This is a genomic window from Xylanimonas ulmi (assembly GCF_004216535.1).
In the GTDB taxonomy this organism is placed as follows: Bacteria; Actinomycetota; Actinomycetes; order Actinomycetales; family Cellulomonadaceae; genus Xylanimonas; species Xylanimonas ulmi.
This window is the reverse complement of the sequence record NZ_SGWX01000001.1, coordinates 1,833,929-1,854,235: the sequence shown is the minus strand read 5'-3', so window position 1 is coordinate 1,854,235 and position 20,307 is coordinate 1,833,929. Positions and strand designations below refer to the sequence as shown.

General features: G+C 75.0%; 19 protein-coding genes. All 19 read left to right on the top strand.

Going from position 1 to position 20,307, the window contains the following annotated elements:
- Positions 1 to 17 precede the first annotated feature (17 nt).
- On the top strand, positions 18 to 3,716 hold the full coding sequence (gene smc, locus EV386_RS08535) for a chromosome segregation protein SMC (protein ID WP_130414090.1): 3,699 nt from the start codon (positions 18 to 20) through the stop codon (positions 3,714 to 3,716).
- Positions 3,717 to 3,797: 81 nt separating this feature from the next.
- Entirely contained in the window at positions 3,798 to 4,136 is a 339-nt protein-coding gene (locus EV386_RS08530) for a hypothetical protein (RefSeq protein ID WP_130414088.1), read from the top strand.
- Positions 4,137 to 4,167: 31 nt separating this feature from the next.
- Positions 4,168 to 5,343, top strand: a complete 1,176-nt coding sequence (gene ftsY / locus EV386_RS08525; RefSeq protein WP_130414086.1) for a signal recognition particle-docking protein FtsY — start codon at positions 4,168 to 4,170, stop codon at positions 5,341 to 5,343.
- A 153-nt stretch (positions 5,344 to 5,496) separates the two neighbouring features.
- On the top strand, positions 5,497 to 6,801 hold the full coding sequence (locus tag EV386_RS08520) for an ammonium transporter (RefSeq protein ID WP_130414084.1): 1,305 nt from the start codon (positions 5,497 to 5,499) through the stop codon (positions 6,799 to 6,801).
- Positions 6,798 to 7,139, top strand: a complete 342-nt coding sequence (locus tag EV386_RS08515) for a P-II family nitrogen regulator (protein ID WP_130414082.1) — start codon at positions 6,798 to 6,800, stop codon at positions 7,137 to 7,139. The genes EV386_RS08520 and EV386_RS08515 overlap by 4 nt, the downstream gene beginning before the upstream one ends.
- A gap of 130 nt (positions 7,140 to 7,269) precedes the next feature.
- Complete coding sequence (locus EV386_RS08510; protein ID WP_130416845.1) at positions 7,270 to 9,120, top strand: [protein-PII] uridylyltransferase family protein; 1,851 nt, start codon at positions 7,270 to 7,272, stop codon at positions 9,118 to 9,120.
- 137 nt (positions 9,121 to 9,257) lie between these two features.
- The gene (ffh, locus tag EV386_RS08505) at positions 9,258 to 10,871 is read left to right on the top strand and encodes a signal recognition particle protein (protein WP_130414080.1); all 1,614 of its coding nucleotides are present in this window, start codon (positions 9,258 to 9,260) and stop codon (positions 10,869 to 10,871) included.
- Positions 10,872 to 10,994: 123 nt separating this feature from the next.
- Positions 10,995 to 12,119, top strand: a complete 1,125-nt coding sequence (locus EV386_RS08500) for an amidohydrolase family protein (RefSeq protein WP_130414078.1) — start codon at positions 10,995 to 10,997, stop codon at positions 12,117 to 12,119.
- A gap of 189 nt (positions 12,120 to 12,308) precedes the next feature.
- Positions 12,309 to 12,737, top strand: coding sequence for a 30S ribosomal protein S16 (gene rpsP, locus EV386_RS08495; RefSeq protein ID WP_130416844.1), 429 nt, complete (start codon positions 12,309 to 12,311; stop codon positions 12,735 to 12,737).
- Positions 12,737 to 12,976, top strand: coding sequence for an RNA-binding protein (locus tag EV386_RS08490; protein ID WP_130414076.1), 240 nt, complete (start codon positions 12,737 to 12,739; stop codon positions 12,974 to 12,976). The genes rpsP and EV386_RS08490 overlap by 1 nt, the downstream gene beginning before the upstream one ends.
- A 72-nt stretch (positions 12,977 to 13,048) precedes the next feature.
- The gene (gene rimM / locus EV386_RS08485) at positions 13,049 to 13,585 is read left to right on the top strand and encodes a ribosome maturation factor RimM (protein ID WP_130414074.1); all 537 of its coding nucleotides are present in this window, start codon (positions 13,049 to 13,051) and stop codon (positions 13,583 to 13,585) included.
- Between the two features lies 1 nt (position 13,586).
- Positions 13,587 to 14,378, top strand: a complete 792-nt coding sequence (gene trmD / locus EV386_RS08480; protein ID WP_130414072.1) for a tRNA (guanosine(37)-N1)-methyltransferase TrmD — start codon at positions 13,587 to 13,589, stop codon at positions 14,376 to 14,378.
- A 163-nt stretch (positions 14,379 to 14,541) separates the two neighbouring features.
- Positions 14,542 to 14,898 carry a 50S ribosomal protein L19 gene (rplS, locus tag EV386_RS08475; RefSeq protein WP_130414070.1) on the top strand — a complete coding sequence of 119 codons (357 nt, stop codon included), beginning with the start codon at positions 14,542 to 14,544 and terminating at the stop codon, positions 14,896 to 14,898.
- Between the two features lie 151 nt (positions 14,899 to 15,049).
- Positions 15,050 to 15,817 carry a signal peptidase I gene (gene lepB / locus EV386_RS08470; RefSeq protein WP_130414068.1) on the top strand — a complete coding sequence of 256 codons (768 nt, stop codon included), beginning with the start codon at positions 15,050 to 15,052 and terminating at the stop codon, positions 15,815 to 15,817.
- 62 nt (positions 15,818 to 15,879) lie between these two features.
- Positions 15,880 to 16,740: a ribonuclease HII gene (locus tag EV386_RS08465; protein ID WP_130416843.1), complete on the top strand. Its 861-nt coding sequence runs from the start codon at positions 15,880 to 15,882 to the stop codon at positions 16,738 to 16,740.
- Between the two features lie 4 nt (positions 16,741 to 16,744).
- Entirely contained in the window at positions 16,745 to 17,044 is a 300-nt protein-coding gene (locus EV386_RS08460) for a DUF2469 domain-containing protein (protein WP_111249730.1), read from the top strand.
- Between the two features lie 144 nt (positions 17,045 to 17,188).
- Positions 17,189 to 17,557, top strand: coding sequence for a YraN family protein (locus EV386_RS08455; protein WP_130414066.1), 369 nt, complete (start codon positions 17,189 to 17,191; stop codon positions 17,555 to 17,557).
- Entirely contained in the window at positions 17,557 to 19,086 is a 1,530-nt protein-coding gene (locus EV386_RS08450) for a YifB family Mg chelatase-like AAA ATPase (protein WP_130414064.1), read from the top strand. The genes EV386_RS08455 and EV386_RS08450 overlap by 1 nt, the downstream gene beginning before the upstream one ends.
- Positions 19,083 to 20,243 (top strand): DNA-processing protein DprA, encoded by a 1,161-nt coding sequence (gene dprA, locus EV386_RS08445; RefSeq protein WP_130414061.1) that lies wholly within the window; start codon positions 19,083 to 19,085, stop codon positions 20,241 to 20,243. The genes EV386_RS08450 and dprA overlap by 4 nt, the downstream gene beginning before the upstream one ends.
- Positions 20,244 to 20,307 lie beyond the last annotated feature (64 nt).

Genomic DNA, 20,307 nt, shown 5'->3' with positions numbered 1-20,307 from the left:
CCCGTTACGGTGGTGCGGTGCACCTCAAGACGCTCACGCTGCGGGGGTTCAAGTCGTTCGCGTCCGCGACGACCTTGAGCTTCGAGCCTGGCATCACGTGCGTCGTCGGGCCCAACGGGTCGGGCAAGTCGAACGTCGTCGACGCCCTGGCCTGGGTCATGGGGGAGCAGGGCGCCAAGTCGCTGCGCGGCGGCAAGATGGACGACGTCATCTTCGCCGGCACAGCGGGGCGTCCGCCGCTGGGCCGCGCCGAGGTCTCGCTCACGATCGACAACACCGACGGCGCGCTGCCGATCGACTACACCGAGGTCACGATCTCGCGCACGCTGTTTCGCAGCGGCGGCTCGGAGTACGCGATCAACGGCGCCGGCTGCCGCCTGCTCGACATCCAAGAGCTGTTGTCGGACTCCGGCATCGGCCGCGAGATGCACGTCGTGGTCGGCCAGGGGCAGCTCGACGCCGTGCTGCGTGCGTCGCCCGAAGAGCGGCGCGGGTTCGTCGAGGAGGCCGCGGGCGTCCTCAAACACCGCAAGCGCAAGGAGAAGGCGCTGCGCAAACTCGACCAGATGGCCGGGAACCTCGCGCGCCTGGGCGACCTGACGGCCGAGTTGCGCCGCCAGCTCGGCCCGCTCGGGCGGCAGGCCGAGGCCGCCCGCAAAGCCCGCACCGTCCAGGCCGACCTGCGCGACGCCAAGGCGCGCCTGCTCGCCGACGACCTCGCGCAACTGGTCGCGCAACTGGAGGCAGAGCGCGCCGACGAGGCGGCCGTGCGCGAGCGCCAGGCCGCGACCGAGGCCGCCCTGGACCAGGCGCGCGCCGAGCTCGCCCGCCTGGAGGTCGCCGCGGCGGGCGCGACGGCGTCGGCCGCGCGCGCCGGTGACACCTACCACGCGCTCGTCGCGCTGCGCGAGCGCCTGCGCGGCACACAGACGCTCGCCGACGAGCGCGTGCGGCTGCTGGGTGTGGCCGAGCCCGAGCCGCGCGGCCAGGACCCGAGCGAGCTCGACGCGCAGGCCGAGCGCGCCCGCGCGTCCGAGGCGGAGCTCGCCCACGAGGTCGAGCTGGCGCGGACGGCGCTCGCGGCCGCCGTCGAGCGGCGGTCCGGCGCCGAGGACGCCGCAGCCGCGGCCGAGAGGGAGCTGGCCGCCCTGCACCGTGGCGCGGCCGACCGGCGCGAGGGCCTGGCGCGATTGGCGGGGCAGGTCGCCGCGCGCCGCAGCCGCGTCGAGGCCGCCGACGCCGAACTGGAGCGCGTGCGGGGAGCACTGGAGGAGGCCGAGCGCCGTGAGCGGGAGGCCACCCGCCGGTTCGCGGCGCTGGAGACGCAGGTCGTGGGCGTCGAAGCGGGCGAGGAGGGCCTGGACGCCGAGCACGAGGCGGCCGCCGAGGCGGTCGAGCGGGCACAGGCCGCCCTCGCCGACCTGGACGCCGAGGCGGCCGAGGCCGACAAGGACCGCGCGACGTGGTCGGCGCGCGTCGAGGCGCTGGCGTTGAGCCTCGACCGCAAGGACGGCGCCGGCGCGCTGCTGGCCACCGACGCCCCCGGAGTGCTCGGGTCGGTCGCCGCGCTCCTGGGCGTCGAGGCGGGGTACGAGGACGCCGTGGCCGCCGCGCTCGGCCCGCTCGCCGACGCCGTCGCCGTCGCCGACCTGGACGCCGCGGTCGACGCGCTGCGCCTGCTGCGCGACGACGACGCCGGCCGTGCCGCGCTCGTCGTGGGGTCCAGGCCTGCGCCCCCGTCGACCACCGCGGCGGCGCCGCTCGGCGGGCGGTGGGCGATCGACGTCGTCGATGCGGCGGCCCCCGCGGGCGGGGCGCTGCGGGCGCTGCTGGCGGACGTCGTCGTCGTCGAGGACCTGGCCCAGGCGCGCGCCCTCGTCGCCGCCGACCCGCAGCTGACCGCCGTGACACGAGCCGGCGACCTGCTCGGCGGCGTGCGCGCCGTGGGCGGCTCGGCGGCCGCGCCGAGCGTGCTGCACCTACAGGCCGCCCTCGACGAGGCGCGCGCCCGGGCCGACGACGCCACGGCGCGGGGCGAGCGCGCGCGGTTCGCGCTGGTGGCCGCGCGCGAGGCGGCCACCGCGGCCAGACGACGCTACGACGAGACGCTCGAGCGGCTGCACGAGTCGGACGCGGCGCTGGCCGCCGTCGCCGAGCAGCTCGGCACGCTGGGCGCGGCCCAGCGCGCGGCGCGCGCCGAGGCCGAGCGGCACCGGGCGACCCTCGCGCAGGCCACCGCACGCCGGGTGGCCGACGAGGGAGAGTTGGCCGACCTCGCGCGTCGCCTGGAGCTCGCTGAGGCCGAGCCGGCGCAGTCCGAGGCGGCGATCGGGGCGGCGGACGCCGCGCGCGCCCACGCGCAGGCCGAGGCCAGCGCCGCGCGCACGGGCGAGACCGAGGCGCGCCTGGCGCTGCGGACCAGCGAGGAGCGCGCGCGGGCCGTGGCCGGGCGGGCACAGGGGCTGGCGCGGGCCGCGGCGACCGAGCGCGCGGCGCGCGAGCAGGCCGCCGTCCGCGCCCGTGAGCGGGCCGCGCGCTCGCGCGTCGCCGCACAGGTGCGCGACGACGCGGCGGTCGCCCTCGCGGCGCTCGCCAGGTCCGTCGAGCGGGCCGCGCAGGAGCGTGAGGCCGCACAGGAGGAGCTGACGGCCCACGCGAGCCGGCTCGAGGGCGTGCGGGCCGACGTCGACCGGCTGGCCGGCGAGCTGCGTGACCTGACCGACGTCGCCCACCGCGACGAGGTGGCGCGCGCCCAGCAGCTCGCCCGCCTGGCGCAGCTGGAGGAGCGCGCGACCGACGAGCTCGGGGTCGACCCCCAGCAACTGGTCGAGGAGTACGGGCCGCACCGCATGGTCCCGGTCCTCGACCCGCCGCCCGAAGGCGCCCCGTCCCCGGCGGTCGCCCCGTCCCCGGCGGTCGCCCCTTCCCCGGCGGTCGCGCCGTCCCCGGCGGTCGCGCCGTCCCCGGCGGTCGAGCCTGTCGAGACCTCCGCCGCCGCGCGCCCCTACGTCCGCGAGGAGCAGGAGCGCCGCCTCAAGCAGGCCGAGCGGGCGCTCGCGCGCATCGGCGCCGTCAATCCGCTCGCCCTGGAGGAGTTCGCCGCGCTCGAGGAGCGGCACCGGTTCCTGACCGAGCAGCTCGCGGACCTGAAGAAGTCGCGCCAGGACCTGCTGCAGATCGTCGAGGACATCGACGAGCGCGTCGAGCAGGTGTTCGCCGAGGCCTACCGGGACACGGCCGCGATGTTCGAGCAGGTCTTCCCGACGCTCTTCCCGGGCGGGGAGGGACGGCTCGTCCTGACCGACCCGTCCGACCTGCTGACCACGGGCATCGACGTCGAGGCCCGGCCGGCCGGCAAGAAGGTCAAGCGGCTGTCGCTGCTGTCGGGAGGGGAGCGGTCGCTGACGGCCGTCGCGTTCCTCGTCTCGATCTTCAAGGCGCGCCCGAGCCCGTTCCTCATCATGGACGAGGTCGAGGCCGCGCTCGACGACGTCAACCTGGGCCGACTGCTCGATATCTTCCGCGAGTTGCAGACCCACTCGCAGCTCATCGTCATCACGCACCAGAAGCGCACCATGGAGGTCGCCGACGCGCTGTACGGCGTGACGATGCGCGGCGACGGCGTGACCACGGTGATCTCGCAGCGGCTGCGCGAGCCGGGCCAGGACGAACGTGATCTGACGCGTGTCGCCGGCCCTGGCGGCGATGTGGCCTGACCGCGATTCCTCCACAGGATCCGGCGGTTTCTCGCGGCTTGTCATGGGTGTCGGGGAGCCGGGGTGCGGGAGACTAGGGGCATGCTCTCGATCCTGGTCTGGTTGGTCGTCGCCGTGGCACTCGTGACAGCGGTCTTCCTGCTCGCCAGCGTCATGGAGCGCGGCGAGCGCCTGCCGGGTGAGCCGCCGACCGACGGCGGCCTCGGCGGCTTCTGGCGCAGCTTCCGCGCCGGGCTGCGCCATCCCGCTCGCCGCGCCTCCGGCAAGCCTGTCGACACCGACCTGGCGGCCTTTTTCGCCGACGGCGCGCAGGAGGGCCCCGGGTATCTGGACGCCGAGGAGATCACCGACGTCCTGGCCCGAGCCCGTCAGCAGGCCACGCGCCAGCGACACGTCGACGCGGGGCGCCTGACGCAGTGACACGCCGGGCGGTTCTGGGAGAATGGGGCCCGTGACCGACGTCCTTCCCTGGCTCATCCCCCTGCTCGTCGTCGTGGTCCTCGGGGCCGTCGCGGCCCTCCTCGTACCGCGGATGCGCCGCGGGACCCCACCCCCGCCGCCGGTCGAGGGGGTCGAGCGGCCCACCGTGGTCTCGACAGGCTCGACCGACGAGGGTGCCGGCGACGAGGGTGCGGGCGAGGTCTCGACACGCTCGAGCGACGAGGGCGACGGCGCGCCCGCCGTCGTCGTCGAGCGGCCCGAGCCCGTCGCCGGCCGGTTCGTGCGCCTGCGCGACCGACTCGCGCGGTCGGGCTCGCCGCTCGGCGCCCGCCTGCTGGCGGTGCTCTCGCGCGACCACCTCACCGAGGACGACTGGGACGAGCTTGAGGAGACCCTGCTGCTCGCCGACGTCGGCGCCGGCCCCGCAGGCGAGCTCATCGACGCGCTGCGCACGCGCGTGCGCGTGCAGGGCGTGAGCGACCCGGCCGCAGTGCGCGCCCTGCTGCGCGAGGAGCTGATCGCGCTCGTCGACCCCACCATGGACCGCGAGGTGCGCACCGACGGCGCCGAGCCGGGCACGCCGGGCGTCGTGCTCGTCGTCGGGGTCAACGGCACCGGCAAGACGACGACCGTCGGCAAGCTCGCGCGCGTGCTGGTCGCCGAGGACAAGTCGGTGGTGCTCGGCGCGGCCGACACCTTCCGCGCCGCGGCCGCCGACCAGCTCCAGACGTGGGGCTCGCGCGTGGGCGTGCACACCGTGCGCGCCGACCGGGACGGCGCCGACCCCGCCGCCGTCGCCTTCGACGCCGTCAAGCACGGCAAGGCCACCGGCGCCGACGTCGTGCTGGTGGACACCGCCGGGCGGCTGCAGAACAAGGCCGGGCTCATGGACGAGCTCGGCAAGATCACGCGCGTCGTGACGCGCGAGGCGCCGCTGACCGAGGTGCTGCTCGTGCTCGACGCCACCACCGGCCAGAACGGCATGCAGCAGGCGCGTGTGTTCGGCGAGGTCGCGGGCGTGACCGGCATCGTGCTGACCAAGCTCGACGGGACAGCCAAGGGTGGGATCGTCGTCGCCGTCCAGCGCGCGCTGGGCGTGCCCGTCAAGCTCGTCGGGCTGGGCGAGGGCCCCGACGACCTCGCGCCGTTCGACGCGGAGCAGTTCGTCGACGGCATCCTCGGCTGACGCGCGCCCGCGCCAGCGGGTGAGGGAAACGTAACGTTTACCCGCGCCGACCCCACTGTGACATCGCTGTAACTCGCCGAGACCCGCCCCGAAACGCTCTGCCCCGACGGTTGTACTCGACCGGCCGCCGCGGCTGGCAAGGGGAGGATCAAGATGGATTGGGACACCGGGAATGCCGCGTGGATGCTGATGTCAGCATCCCTCGTGCTCCTGATGACGCCGGGACTGGCGTTCTTCTACGGCGGCATGGTTCGTGGCAAGTCCGTGCTGAACATGATGATGATGTCCTTCGGGGCCATCGGTGTCGTCGGCGTGATCTACGTGCTGTGGGGCTGGTCGATGTCCTACGGCGCGGACGTCGGCGGCGTCTTCGGCAACCCGTTCGACCAGTTCGGCCTGTCGGGCACGCTGAGCGTCGACGGGGCGCCCGTGCCGGGGCTGGGCAACTACCCGCAGGCGATCGACGTCGCCTTCCAGGTCACGTTCGCGATCATCACGGTCGCGCTGATCTCGGGCGCCCTGGCCGACCGCACGCGGTTCGGCACCTGGCTGGTGTTCGCCGGAGCGTGGGCCACGCTGGTCTACTTCCCGATGGCGCACATGGTCTGGGGCGGTGGCCTGCTCTCGGGCGCCGAGAACGGCCTGGCCGCCAAGATCTTCGGCGTCACCGACGGCGCGGCGACCGTGGCCCCGATCGACTTCGCGGGCGGCACCGTGGTGCACATCAACGCCGGTGTCGCGGCGCTCGTGCTGGCGCTGATCATCGGCAAGCGCAAGGGCTTCGGCAAGGAGCCCATGCGCCCGCACAACCTGCCCTTCGTGATGCTGGGCGCCGCCCTGCTGTGGTTCGGCTGGTTCGGGTTCAACGCGGGCTCGGCCTTCGCCGCTGACGCGACCGCGGGCCTGGCCTGGGTCAACACGACCGCCGCGACGTGCGCCGCGATGCTCGGCTGGCTGGCGACCGAGCGCATCCGTGACGGCCACGCCACCTCGCTCGGCGCCGCGTCGGGCGTCGTCGCCGGCCTGGTCGCGATCACCCCGGCCGCCGGCGCCATGAACCCCGTGACCTCGCTGGTCCTGGGCGCCGTGGCTGGTGTGCTCTCGGCGCTCGCCGTGGGCCTGAAGTACCGGTTCGGCTACGACGACTCGCTCGACGTCGTCGGCGTCCACCTGGTCTCGGGCTTCTGGGGCACCATCGGCATCGGCCTGCTGGGCGACAACGTCGGCCTGTTCCTCGGCGGCGGCGGCAAGCAGTTCGTGATCCAGCTCGTCATCGCACTCGCGGCGATCATCTTCTCGGGCGTGCTGACCCTCATCATCGGCTCGATCCTCAAGGCCACCATGGGCTGGCGCATCACCGAGGAGGTCGAGGTGGGCGGCATCGACCTCGCCGAGCACGGCGAGTCGGCGTACGAGACGATCTCGGCGGGTTCGATCATCAAGGAGGTTCGCGCATGAGCAAGCTCGTCACGGGCATCATCCAGCCCCACCGTCTCGACGACGTGAAGTCGGCCCTGGAGGCCGCCGGGATCCGCGGCATGACGGTCTCGGAGGCCAGCGGCTACGGCCGGCAGAAGGGCCACACCGAGGTCTACCGCGGCGCCGAGTACACCGTCGACCTCGTGCCGAAGGTCCGGGTCGAGATCCTCGTCGCCGACGAGGACGCCCCGTCCATCGTCGACGTGGTGGTGGGCGCCGCCCAGACCGGCAAGATCGGCGACGGCAAGGTGTGGGTCGTCCCGGTCGACGACGTCGCCCGGGTCCGCACCGGCGAGCGCGGCGACGCCGCGCTCTGACTCACCGGCCGGTGGTCGAGCCCGTCGAGACCACCGCGCTTGGCCCGTCCGCCGGTGGTCGAGCCTGGTCAGACCACTCCTTGACGAAAGGGGAACCATGGTCTCGACAGGCTCGACCACCGGCGGTGGCATGAGCGGGGGCGCCGGCGGTGGCGTGAGCGGGGGCGGCGGCGCCAGCGCGACCGGGGGCGCCGGCGCGACCGGGGGAGCGGGCGCTGGCGTGGGCGCCAGCCCCGTCGCGGGGCTGCGCACCGACCTGCTGGCCCTGGCCACCGACCTGACCGGCCCCGGCCGCTCAGGCGTCGCGCGCCGCTCGGCGCTCGTCCAGGCGGTCACCGACCGCGTCGGCGCCCTGTACGCCGAGGCCACCGCCGACGTCGACCCCTCCGGCCTGGCGCTCGCCGCCGTCGGCAGCCTCGCCCGCGGCGACCTCGGCCCGCTGTCCGACGTCGACCTCGTCCTGGTGCACGACGGGCGCACCCACCCCGCGCCCGAGCTCGCGAGGGTCGCCGAGCGGCTCTGGTACCCGCTGTGGGACTCGGGCGTGGACCTCGACCACGCCGTGCGCTCGCTCCACCAGACGCGGCAGGTGGCGTCGTCGGACCTGGCGGCCGCTGCGAGCTGGCTCGACGTGCGGCCCCTGGCCGGTGACGCCGTCGTGGTGCACCGCACGGCCTCGACCATCCTCACGGACTGGCGGGCCGCGTCCCGTCGCCGCCTGCCCGAGCTGCTCGCCTCGGTCAAGGAGCGCGCGCAGCGCTCGGGCGAGCTCGCCTACCTCGTCGAGCCGGACCTCAAGGAGTCGCGCGGCGGCATCCGCGACGCCGTCCTGCTCGCGGCGCTCGCCGCGACCTGGCTCACCGACCGCCCGCACGGCGCCGTCGACCGGGCCTACGCGCACGTGCTCGACGTGCGCGACACGCTGCAGGTGGTCACGCGACGGCGCACCACACGGCTGCTGCTCGCCGACCTCGACGAGGTCGCCGCGCTCACCGGCCACGACGACCCCGACGAGCTGCTCGCCTCGCTCGCCGAGGCCGGACGCACCATCGCCTACGCGCTCGACTCGACCGTTCGCCGCGCCCGCCAGGCGCTGCAGCCGCCGTCGGCGATCCGGCGCACGCTCGTGGTGCGCGGCCGGCGCACGGCGCCGCGCCTGCGCTCGGCGGGTGACGGGCTCGTGGAGCACGATGGCGAGCTCGTGCTCGCCATCGACGCCAACCCCGCGGCGGACCCCGTGCTGCCACTGCGCGCCGCGGCGACGGCGGCGCGCACGGGCCTCGCGCTCTCGCCCGTGACGGTCGGCTCGCTCGCGCAGGGCGCCGCGCTGCCCGAGCCGTGGCCGCGCGCGGCCCGGCACGCCTTCCTCCAGCTCCTCGCCGCCGGGCCCGCCCAGGAGCCCGTGTGGGAGGCGCTCGACCTCGCGGGGATCGTCACGCAGTGGATCCCCGAGTGGGCCGGGGTGCGCAACCGCCCGCAACGCTCGCCGATCCACCGCCACACCGTCGACCGCCACCTGGTCGAGACGGTCGCGCGCGCCTCGGGCGTGCGGCGCGCGCAGCCGGACCCGGCCCAGGTGCGCTCCGAGGTCCTGCTGCTGGCCGCGGTCCTGCACGACATCGGCAAGAGACGCGCCGCGCTCGACCCGGACCACAGCGTGGAGGGCGCGCGGATCGTCCCCGACATCCTCGCGCGCATCGGCGTCGACGGCGCCGTCGCCGCCGACGTCACCGTCTTGGTGCGCCACCACCTGCTGCTGGCCGAGCTCGCCACGTCGCACGACCCCGACGACCCGGTCACGCTCCACCGACTGCTGGACGCCGTCGGCCACCGCCGCGACCTGCTGGTCGAGCTGCGCGCGCTGACCGAGGCCGACGCATCGAGCCTCGGGTCGAAGAACGGCTGGACGCCGTGGCGCGCCCGACTGGTCGACGGACTCATGGCGCGTGCGCTCGCGGCGCTCGCGGCCGAGGGAGGCTGAGCGGCCCGTCGTCCGCTGGTGGACGGCCGGTCACCGCGTCGGTCGACAGGCTCGACCGTGGGCGCGGACCGCCCGGTAGTCTGGGGCACCGTCCCACCCGCTCGACTGCTGTCGAAGAACCCCGAAGGACCGCACTGGTGTTCAACTCCCTGTCGGACCGGCTCACCGCGACCTTCAAGAACCTCCGCGGCCGGGGGCGTCTGTCCGAGGCGGACATCGACGCGACCGTGCGCGAGATTCGTCGAGCTCTGCTGGACGCCGACGTCGCCGTGCCCGTGGTGCGCGAGTTCGCCGCCGCGGTGCGCGAGCGCGCGCTCGGCGTCGAGGTCTCGGGCGCGCTCAATCCGGCGCAGCAGGTCGTCAAGATCGTCAACGAGGAGCTCGTCGAGATCCTCGGCGGGGCCACCCGCACGCTGCGCCTGGCCAAGGTGCCCCCGACCGTCATCATGCTCGCGGGCCTCCAGGGCGCCGGAAAGACGACGCTCGCGGGCAAGCTCGCGCACGCGCTCAAGGGGCAGGGGCACACGCCGCTGCTGGTCGCCGCCGACCTGCAGCGCCCCAACGCGGTGACCCAGCTGTCGGTCGTGGCCGAGCGCGCCGGCGTGCCCGTGTTCGCGCCGCACCCCGGCAACCAGGGCGCGGTCGACGTCGACATCGTGATCGGCGACCCGGTCGGGGTGGCCCGCGACGGCGTCGCCTACGCGCGCGACAAGCAGCACGACGTCGTCATCGTCGACACCGCCGGTCGCCTCGGCGTCGACGAGGCGCTCATGCGGCAGGCCGCCGACATCCGCGCGGCCATCAGCCCCGACGAGGTGCTGTTCGTCATCGACGCGATGATCGGCCAGGACGCCGTCAACACCGCGACGGCGTTCCTCGAGGGCGTCGACTTCACGGGCGTCGTGCTGTCCAAGCTCGACGGCGACGCGCGCGGCGGCGCCGCGCTGTCGGTCGCCAAGGTGACCGGCCGCCCGATCATGTTCGCCTCCACGGGCGAGAAGCTCACGGACTTCGAGGTCTTCCACCCCGACCGCATGGCCGGACGCATCCTCGACATGGGCGACGTGCTGACGCTCATCGAGCAGGCCGAGCGCGCGTTCGACGCCGATCAGGCCGAGCGCATGGCGGCCAAGGTCGCCGAGGGCAAGGACTTCACGCTCGCCGACTTCCTGGTGCAGATGCAGCAGATGCGGAAGATGGGCTCGATGAAGAAGATGCTCGGCATGCTGCCGGGCATGGGCCAGATGCGCGAGGCGATCGACAGCTTCGACGAGCGCGAGGTCGACCGCATCGAGGCGATCATCCGCTCGATGACCCCCGGCGAGCGCGAGAACCCGAAGATCATCAACGGCTCACGCCGGGCCCGCATCGCACGGGGCTCGGGCACCACGACGACCGCCGTCAACCAGCTGCTCGACCGGTTCGCGGGCGCGCAGAAGATGATGCGCCAGATGTCGCGCGGCGGCGGGGTGCCCGGCATGCCGCCGATGCCCGGGATGCCCGGGGTCGGCAAGCGCGCGGGCGCCCGGCAGGCGCCGCAGAAGAAGGTCAAGGGCAAGTCGGGCAACCCGGCCAAGCGCGCGCAGCAGGAGCGCGAGGCTCTCCAGCGGGCGTTGGGCGGTGGCCCGGCGGCGCCGGCGGCGCCGTCCGGATCGTCATTCGGCCTCGGCAAGGGCGGCCAGGACGACGACGTGGACCTGTCGAAGCTCCAACTGCCCGACGGGTTCGACAAGCTGCTCGGCGGGCGCTGAGCGCTCGTCCTCGCGGCGCGTCCTGCGGGGTGGTGACGCTCCGCGCGCCCGCTGCGCGAGCCGGGGGCGACGGGCGGCGAGCGCGCCCGGGCGCGGCTGCGGGTGGCCACTACGCTCCCGGCCATGGCCGTCCCGCATGCTCCCTTGCACCTGACGGGTCACGTGCTGCTCGACGACGAGCACGAGACCGGTGAGGTGTTCGTGCGCGACGGGGCCGCGCACCTGACGCGGGAGGCGGACCAGCCCGGCGAGGGCCGACGGATCGACGGGTGGGTGCTGCCCGGCCTGGTCGACGTCCACTGCCACATCGGGCTCGGCGCTCAGGGGGCCGTCGACCTGGACACCGCCGCCGCGCAGGCGATCGCCGACCGCGACGCCGGGGTGCTCCTGGTGCGCGACGCGGGCTCGGCCCTGGACACCCGCCCGCTGCAAGAGCGGGCCGACCTGCCGCGCCTGGTGCGCGCGGCGCGCCACCTGGCCCGGCCCCGGCGCTACCTGCGCGGATTCGCGTGTGAGCTCGACGACGTCGCCGCGCTGCCCGACGCCATGCGCGACCAGGCGCGCGCGAGCGACGGCTGGGTCAAGGTCGTGGGGGACTGGATCGACCGGGGTCTGGGCGCGGACGCGGACCTGACCCCGCTGTGGCCCGCCGACGTGCTCGCCGCGGGCGTGGCCGCCGCACGCGCCGAGGCGGCGCGCGTCACGGTGCACACCTTCGCGACCGAGACGGTCGACGACCTGCTGGCCGCCGGCGTCGACTGCGTCGAGCACGGCACGGGCGTCACCCCCGACCAGGCCGCCGAGCTCGCCCAGCGCGGCGTGCCCGTGACGCCCACGCTGTTGCAGGTCGAGCGGTTCGCGCAGATCGCCGACCAGGCGCAGGACAAGTACCCCGTCTACGCGCGCCGCATGCGGGCCATGCACGCGCGACGCTACGAGCAGGTGCGGATGCTGCACGAGGCCGGGGTGCCGCTGCTCGTCGGCACCGACGCGGGCGGCGTCATCGGCCACGGGCGCATCGCCGAGGAGTGCGCGCTCCTGGTCGAGGCGGGCGTGCCCGCCGCCGACGTCGTGGCGGCGGCGACGTGGCGCGCCCGGCGGTTCCTCGGCTTCGGCGCCGTCGCCGACGGCGCCAGCGCCGATCTGGTGGTCTACCCGGCCGACCCGCGCGAGGACATCGCGGTGCTCGCCCACCCCACCGCCGTCGTGCTGCGCGGGCAGATCGTGGCCGGCGCCCTGGCCGACTAGCCGAGCGGTGTCGCCGACGGCGCCCGTGCGGTTGGGCGAGGGGCGCGGCGTCTGGCACAATGTCCGAGTACTCGGCGTGCCCAGGCCCCTCTCTCCTGCGCGACGCCGCGTCTAGGCCCCGCTCACCGCTCGACCCCACGAGCACGTGTGTCAGGGCCGCCCATCCAAGAACCAGGAGTGACCACAACAGTGGCCGTCAAGATTCGCCTCAAGCGCCTCGGCAAGATCCGGGCTCCGTACTACCGCGTCGTCGTCGCGGACTCGCGCACCAAGCGCGATGGCCGCGTCATCGAGGAGATCGGCAAGTACCACCCGACCGAGGAGCCCTCGTTCATCGAGATCACCTCGGAGCGTGCGCAGTACTGGCTCGGCGTCGGCGCTCAGCCGACCGAGCAGGTGCTCGCCCTGCTCAAGGTGACGGGTGACTGGCAGAAGTTCAAGGGTCTCGAGGGCGCCGAGGGCACCCTGCGGACCAAGGCCGGCAAGGCCGACGCCGCCACGGCGATCGAGGCCGTGGCCGCCGAGGCCGAGAAGGCCAAGGCCAAGGCCGCCGAGGCCAAGGCCGCCGCGCCCGCTGAGACCGAGGCCGCGGCGGGCGACGCCGAGGCCGAGGCCTGATGCTCGCCGAGGCCCTCGAGCACCTGGTGCGCGGCATCGTGGACAACCCAGACGACGTCCGGGTGACCACCAAGCCGCTGCGCCGGGGTGACCTGCTCGAGGTCCGTGTGCACCCGGACGACCTCGGCCGCGTGATCGGCCGGGGCGGGCGCACCGCCAAGGCGCTGCGCACCGTCGTCGGCGCTCTCGCGAGCGACGGTCCGGTACGGATCGACGTCGTCGACGTCGACCGCCGCTGAGCGACACACGACGGGGCCCGATCCACGAGGATCGGGCCCCGTCGTGGTTTCGACAGGCTCTCAGGAGGAGACATGCAGCTAGTCGTCGCCCGTGTCGGGCGCGCCCACGGGCTGCGCGGCGAGGTCGCGCTCGACCTGCGCACCGACGACCCCGACACCCGCCTGGCCGTCGGGCAGCGGCTCGCGACCGAGCCCGCGTCCGCGGGTCCGCTGACCGTGGTCACGACCCGCGTGCACCAGGGCCGCTGGCTCGTCCGGTTCGCCGAGACCGCTGACCGCACGGCCGCCGAGGCGCTGCGCGGCGTCGACCTCGTGGTCGAGGCCGAGGCCTCCGACGAGCAGGACGCGTGGTACCCGCACGAGCTACGGGGGCTGCGCGCCGAGCTGACCGACGGCGCCGTCGTCGGCGAGGTGGTCGCGCTGGAGCACCTGCCCGCGCACGACGTGCTGGTGATCAAGGAGACCGGCGGCGAGCGCACACTCGTGCCCTTCGTCACAGCAATCGTGCCGGTCGTCGACGTCGCGGGTGGACGCGTCGTCCTCGACCCGCCCGGAGGGCTGCTCGCCGGCGACGCCGCGCGCCTCGTCGTCGACACCCCGGAGGACTGACGTGCGCATCGACGTCGTCACCGTCTTTCCCGACTACCTCGCCGCGCTCGACCTGTCGCTCATCGGCAAGGCCCGCCAGGCCGGCCTGCTCGACCTGCGCGTGCACGACCTGCGCGAGTGGACCACCGACCGGCACCGCACAGTCGACGACACCCCGTTCGGCGGGGGAGCGGGCATGGTCATGCGCCCCGACGTGTGGGGGCAGGCGCTCGACGACGTGCTGGGCGCGGACGGGCGCCTGGTGATCCCGACGCCGTCGGGCGAGGTCTTCACCCAACGCCATGCCGAGGCGCTGGCCGCTGAGTCCCACCTGGTCATCGCGTGCGGGCGCTACGAGGGCATCGACGCGCGCGTCGCCGAGCACTACCGCGCGGCCGGGCGAGAGGTCAGCGAGCTGTCGATCGGCGACTACGTGCTCAACGGCGGCGAGGTCGCCGCGCTCGTCCTGGTCGAGGCGGTCGGGCGGCTGCTGCCCGGCGTCGTCGGCAACCCGGACTCGCTCGTCGAGGAGTCGCACGGCGCGGCCGGGCTGCTCGAGTACCCCGTGTACACCAAGCCCCCGGTGTGGGACGGGCTCGAGATCCCCGACGTGCTGGCGTCGGGGCACCACGCGAGGATCGACCGCTGGCGGCGCGACCGCGCCCTCGAGCGCACCGCGCAGCGGCGGCCCGACATGATCGCCGCGCTGGACGCCGCCGCACTCGACAAGCACGACCGCGCGCTGCTGGAGCGCCTGGGCTGGCGCGTCGCCGACGGCGGGCTGCGGCGCGCCGCGGACACTGTGGCAGAATAGGTCGGCGGTGCGCCCGCAGCCGGGATCCGGCCTCTGCCACAGGGGAGACTCGAGAGGAGACTCGAGACGAGTTCGGCGCGCATCCGATGAACCATCAGCACCGGTCGGCGCGCCCGCGCGGACCTGAGATGCGCCTGACCTGTGGCAGGCGGGGAGAACGAACATGCACAAGCTCGACATCGTCGACGCGGCATCGCTGCGCACCGACGTCCCGGACTTCCGCGCCGGTGACACCGTCAAGGTCAACGTCAAGGTCGTCGAGGGCAACCGCTCGCGCATCCAGGCGTTCCAGGGCGTCTGCATCGGCCGCTCGGGTGGCGGCGTCCGCGAGACGTTCACCGTCCGCAAGATCAGCTTCGGCGTCGGCGTGGAGCGCACGTTCCCGCTGCACGCCCCGACGATCGACTCGCTGGAGCTCGTGACGCGCGGTGACGTGCGCCGCGCCAAGCTCTACTACCTGCGCGCGCTGCGCGGCAAGAAGGCGAAGATCAAGGAGAAGCGCGAGACGTCGGGCAAGTGAGCCGACGGCCGCCGGCCTCCACGACCGACGGGCGGTCCCTCGAACGAGGGGCCGCCCGTCGGCGTCTGCGTGCCGGGTGGCTCCGGCCGCGTGGCCCGCGCAGGGCTTGGCCTGGTCGGAGCAGCCCCACGGGGATGGAAGAGTGGAATCCGTGACAGAATCCGTCCCCGTGACCGAGCCGCCGTCAGACCCCGAACAGACGCCGACGCCGGCCGCGGCCACCGGCGCTCCCCGCCACCGCGCGCGCACCACCGGGCTGGGGCTGCTGCGCGAGACCGCGATCATCGTGGTCAGCGCGCTCGTGCTGTCATGGCTCATCAAGACGCTGCTGGTCCAGGCCTTCTACATCCCGAGCGCGTCGATGCAGGACACGCTGGAGGTCGGCGACCGCGTCATGGTCTCGCGCCTGGTGCCGCGCGTGCTCGACATCCACCGCGGCGACGTCGTCGTCTTCAAAGACCCGGGTGGCTGGCTCGAGCCGTACGTCGCCCCGGACCACGGGCCGATCGGCAATGCGATCTCCCGGGGCCTGACGGTCGTGGGCCTGCTGCCGCAGGACACGGGCGAGCACCTCATCAAGCGCGTCATCGGCATGCCCGGTGACCAGGTGACCTGCTGTGACGCCGACGGCAGGGTCGTGGTCAACGGCGTCGCGATCACCGAGACGATGTATATCAAGCCTGGCTCGATCCCCAGCCAGGACCCGTTCAACGTCACCGTGCCCGAGGGCATGCTCTTCGTGATGGGCGACAACCGGCAGGACTCGGCCGACTCGCGCTACAACACCGGCAAGCCGGGCGGCGGGTTCGTGCCCATCGACAACGTTGTCGGCACCGCGTTCGCGACCGTCTGGCCGTTCGACCGGGCGACCTGGCACCGCAACCCCGGGTCGGTGTTCGAGCAGGTGCCCGCACCGTGACCGCCGTGAACCCCGACGTCGCGACGGCGTCCGCCTCGGCGCCGCCCGCCGAGGCGTCGGCGGTGTCGGGCGAGGCTTCGAGCGCGCCGCGCGCGCAGCGCCGCCCGACGCCCCCGCGCCGCCGTGAGCCGAGCGCGCGCAAGACGCCCACGCTGCGCTTCGAGCGGGCGCTGGTCGCCGGGGGCGCGCGCCTCGTGGCGGGTATGGACGAGGTCGGGCGCGGCGCGCTCGCCGGGCCGGTGAGCGTCGGCGTCGTCGTCGTGGACGCCGCCACCCGGACGGCGCCCAAGGGCGTGGCCGACTCCAAGCTGCTGACCCCGGCCGCCCGCGAGGCGCTCGTGCCGCATCTGCGGCGCTGGCCCGTCGCATGGGCGGTGGGGCACGCCGGCCCCGCCGAGATCGACGCGCACGGCATCATCGCGGCGCTTCGGCTGGCCGGGTGGCGCGCGCTCGCGCAGGTGCGCCGCGTGTGCGGCGACGTCGACGCCGTGCTGCTCGACGGCTCGCACGACTGGCTCTCGCGCGGGCAGGCCGACCTGTTCGAGGCTGCCGGACTCGACGCCGCCACGGCGCCCGAGGTCGAGCCCGCGGTGCGCACCATGGTCAAGGCCGACCTGCAGTGCGCGTCGGTCGCGGCGGCGAGCGTGCTGGCCAAGGTCGAACGCGACCTGCTGCTGACCAACCTCGCGCGGCAGTACCCCGCCTACGCGTGGGACCAGAACAAGGGCTACTCGGCGCCCGCGCACATCCAGGCCCTGCGCGTGCACGGCACGACGCCGCAACACCGCCGGTCGTGGAACCTGCGCGCCCTGGCGGGAGACGCGGTCGCGCCCGACCGTGTGGCTGAACGCTTCGCCGACGCCGTCACGGAGAGCCTCGACGTCCGTGTCGGCGTGCCAGCGACGACGGACCTGGGAGGATGACTCGGTGAGCGCCGAAGACCTCGAGAACTACGAGACGGAGATGGAGCTCGCCCTCTACCGCGAGTATCGCGACGTGGTGGGCCTGTTCTCCTACGTGGTGGAGACCGAGCGCCGGTTCTACCTCGCCAACCAGGTGGACCTGCAGGTGCGGTCCGCGGCCGGTGAGGTGTACTTCGAGCTGCGGCTCGGCGACGCCTGGGTGTGGGACGTGTACCGCTCCGCGCGGTTCGTGAAGTCGGTGCGCGTGGTGACGTTCAAGGACGTCAACGTCGAGGAGCTGGCCAAGGCCGACCTCGCGCTCTGAGCGAGACGCCCGGTCGCCCGGCGGGCTCGCGCGGCGCGTGGCGGTCGCGGGTCTGGGGACGCCGCGCCGTCGTCCACAGATGGCCCGCGCCCCCTCGTGCGGCGCCCGCGCGACCGCGACGCTGGCCCGCGGAGGTGGTCGCGCATGGCGGCGAAGGACGACGTGGGGCGGCGGGGCGAGCGGATCGCCGCCGAGATGCTGGCCCGCGAGGGGTACACGGTGCTCGCGCGCAATTGGCGCGGGCAGGGCGGCGAGCTGGACCTGGTCGCGCTCGACGGCACGACGCTGGTGGCCGTCGAGGTCAAGACCCGCACGAGCACGCGGTTCGGGCACCCCGCCGAGGCCGTGACCCCGCGCAAGCTCGCCCGGCTGCGGCGCCTGACCGGGCAGTGGCTCACCGCGCACGGGCACGAGGTGCGCCCGCGTCCGCACGAGGTGCGGATCGACGTCGTCGCGGTGACGCTGCCGCGCCAGGACGCCGCGTGCGTCGAGGTCCTGCGGGGGGTGTCCTGATGTCGCTCGGGACGACGGCGGCCGTCGCGCTCGTGGGCCTGGCGGGGCACGTGGTCGAGGTGCAGGCCCAGCTCGCCTACTCGGTGCCCGGGTTCACGCTGGTGGGACTGCCCGACACCGCGCTGAGCGAGTCGCGTGACCGTGTGCGCGCCGCGGTGCTCTCGACCGGACTCGCCTGGCCGAACCGCAAGATCACCGTCAACCTGTCGCCGGCGTCGCTGCCCAAACACGGCTCCGCGTTCGACCTCGCGATCGCCGTCGCGGTGCTCGCGGGCGCCGGTGTGGCGACCGCGCCCGGGCTCGACCGTGTGGTGCACCTCGGCGAGCTCGGCCTCGACGGCCGCCTGCAGCCCGTGCGCGGGGTGCTGCCCATGGTCGCCGCGGCCGTCGCGGCCGGCTACCGCGATGTCGTGGTCCCGACGGCGGACGTTCCCGAGGCCTCACTCGTCCCGGGCGCGCGCGTGCGGGGCGCGACGACGCTCGCGGACGTCGTCACGATGCACGGCGGACCGGCGTGCGCCGCGCCGGATGTGGAGCCGGCGCGGCGGGCGCGCGTGACCGGGACGCGGCGCGCGCCCGGCGACCTGGCCGACGTGCTGGGCCAGGACCTGCCCCGGCTGGCACTGGAGATCGCCGCGGCGGGCGGGCACCACCTGCTGTTCACCGGGCCTCCCGGCGCGGGCAAGACCATGCTCGCCTCGCGGCTGCCCGGCATCCTTCCGGACCTGACCGAGGCCGAGGCCGTCGAGGTGACCGCGGTGCACTCGGTCGCGGGCACCTTCGACCCCGGCGGCGGACTGGTCACGCGGCCGCCATATGAGGACCCGCACCACACCGCGACGCCCGCAGCCGTGGTGGGCGGCGGCTCGGGCCTGCCGCGGCCCGGGGCGGCGTCACGCGCGCATCGGGGCGTTCTGTTCCTCGACGAGGCGCCCGAGTTCTCGGCCCGGGTCCTGGAGACGCTGCGCCAGCCGCTCGAGCACGGCGAGCTCGTCATCCACCGCAGCGGCGGGACCGCGCGGTTCCCGGCGCGCTTCCAACTCGTCATCGCGGCCAACCCGTGCCCGTGCGGGATGGGTTCCGGCAAGGGGCTTGAGTGCGTGTGCACCCCGATGGCCAAGCGACGGTACCTGAGCCGGCTGTCCGGGCCCCTGCTCGACCGCGTCGACCTGCAGGTCGAGGTCGAGGCGGTGGGCCGGGCCGGGATGCGTGGTGAGCGCGGAGAGTCGAGCGCCGCGGTCGCGGCGCGCGTCGCGGCCGCCCGGGCGGCGGCCCGGGCGCGATTGGCGGGCACGCCCTGGACCGTCAACGCCGAGGCGCCGGGCCCGTGGCTGCGTGAGCGGTTGCGGCCGCGGTGGTCGGTCATGCGCGATGTCGACCGGGCGCTCGACGCCGGCGCACTCTCGCTGCGCGGCGCCGACCGCGTGCTGCGGCTGGCCTACACGGTCGCCGACCTCGCCGGGCGTGACGAGCCGACCGCCGGCGACGTCGGCCAGGCGCTCGCGCTGCGCACCGGGAGGGCCGCATGAGCGCGCTCGCCTTTGACGCGGACGATCCGGTGCTCGCGGCGGCCGCGTGGAGCCGTCTGGCCGAGCCCGGCGACGAGACCGCCGGGACGCTCGTCGCCCACCTCGGCGCCGCCGGCGCCCTGGCCTGGCTGCTCGACCAGCCAGGCGGGACGGCCCCGCAGGTGGGCGCCGCTCGGGCGCTCGCGGCGGGCGTCGCACGCTGGGCGCCGCGGCTGGAGGGCCTCGACCCGCGCCGCGAGCTGCGTGTGCTCGAGCGCGCTGGGGGCACGCTGCTCCTGGCCGACGACGAGCGCTGGCCTCGCGGGCTCGACGACCTCGCCGCCGCCGCGCCGTTCGCGCTGTGGGTGCGCGGCGACGCCGACCTCGCGGGCGCGTGCCGCCGGTCGGTGGCCGTCGTCGGGGCGCGAGCCTCGACCTCGTACGGCGAGCACGTGGCGGCGCAGCTCGCCTCGGGCCTTGCCGACCGTGGCTTCGCCGTGGTCTCGGGCGGCGCCTACGGCATCGACGCGGTCGCCCACCGCGGCGCGTTGCTCGCGTCCGGGCGGACGATCGCCGTGATGGCGGGCGGCGTCGACCGCTTCTACCCGCAGGGCAATCACGACCTGCTGCGCCGGGTCGCCCAGGTGGGCGCTGTGATCGCCGAGGTGCCGCCCGGCTCCTCGCCGTTCAAGCAGCGGTTCTTGGCGCGCAACCGCCTGATCGCGGCGATGACGGGCGCGACGGTCGTGGTCGAGGCCGCCTGGCGCTCGGGCGCGCTGTCGACTGCGCGCCGCGCGGCCGACCTGCTGCGGCCCGTCGGCGCGGTGCCTGGCCCGGTGACCTCGATGGCGTCCGGCGGGTGTCACCAGCTCCTGCGCGACGGTGTGGCGACGTGCGTGACCGACGCCGCTGAGGCCGCGGAGCTGGCCGGGTCCGTGGGCGACGACGCCGCGCCGGCGCCCGTCGGCGCGCAGGCCGAGGTGGACGGGCTGGACGAGGCGGCGCGGGCCGTGCTCGACGCGCTGCCCGCCCGCGCGAGCGCCGACGCCGCCTCGCTCATGAGGGTCGCCGGGCGGTCGCTGTCGCAGGTGCTCGGCGCGCTCGGTGTGCTCGAGGTCCGCGGGCTGGTCGAGGCCGACGGCGCCCGTTGGCGGCGCCCGGCCGCGCGCCGGCGCTGAGTGCGAGGCTCGGACGCCGCGTGCGCGGGTGACGGCTCGGCGCCCGGCACGTGAGGCGAGCGTC

What these genes read in the sequence shown, in the direction of transcription:
- EV386_RS08530 (WP_130414088.1), top strand. Translation starts at nt 3,798, where the DNA reads ATGCTCTCGATCCTGGTCTGGTTGGTCGTCGCCGTGGCACTCGTGACA.
- EV386_RS08520 (WP_130414084.1), top strand. Translation starts at nt 5,497, where the DNA reads ATGGATTGGGACACCGGGAATGCCGCGTGGATGCTGATGTCAGCATCC.
- EV386_RS08515 (WP_130414082.1), top strand. Translation starts at nt 6,798, where the DNA reads ATGAGCAAGCTCGTCACGGGCATCATCCAGCCCCACCGTCTCGACGAC.
- EV386_RS08510 (WP_130416845.1), top strand. Translation starts at nt 7,270, where the DNA reads ATGAGCGGGGGCGCCGGCGGTGGCGTGAGCGGGGGCGGCGGCGCCAGC.
- EV386_RS08500 (WP_130414078.1), top strand. Translation starts at nt 10,995, where the DNA reads ATGGCCGTCCCGCATGCTCCCTTGCACCTGACGGGTCACGTGCTGCTC.
- EV386_RS08490 (WP_130414076.1), top strand. Translation starts at nt 12,737, where the DNA reads ATGCTCGCCGAGGCCCTCGAGCACCTGGTGCGCGGCATCGTGGACAAC.
- rimM (WP_130414074.1), top strand. Translation starts at nt 13,049, where the DNA reads ATGCAGCTAGTCGTCGCCCGTGTCGGGCGCGCCCACGGGCTGCGCGGC.
- rplS (WP_130414070.1), top strand. Translation starts at nt 14,542, where the DNA reads ATGCACAAGCTCGACATCGTCGACGCGGCATCGCTGCGCACCGACGTC.
- EV386_RS08455 (WP_130414066.1), top strand. Translation starts at nt 17,189, where the DNA reads ATGGCGGCGAAGGACGACGTGGGGCGGCGGGGCGAGCGGATCGCCGCC.
- EV386_RS08450 (WP_130414064.1), top strand. Translation starts at nt 17,557, where the DNA reads ATGTCGCTCGGGACGACGGCGGCCGTCGCGCTCGTGGGCCTGGCGGGG.
- dprA (WP_130414061.1), top strand. Translation starts at nt 19,083, where the DNA reads ATGAGCGCGCTCGCCTTTGACGCGGACGATCCGGTGCTCGCGGCGGCC.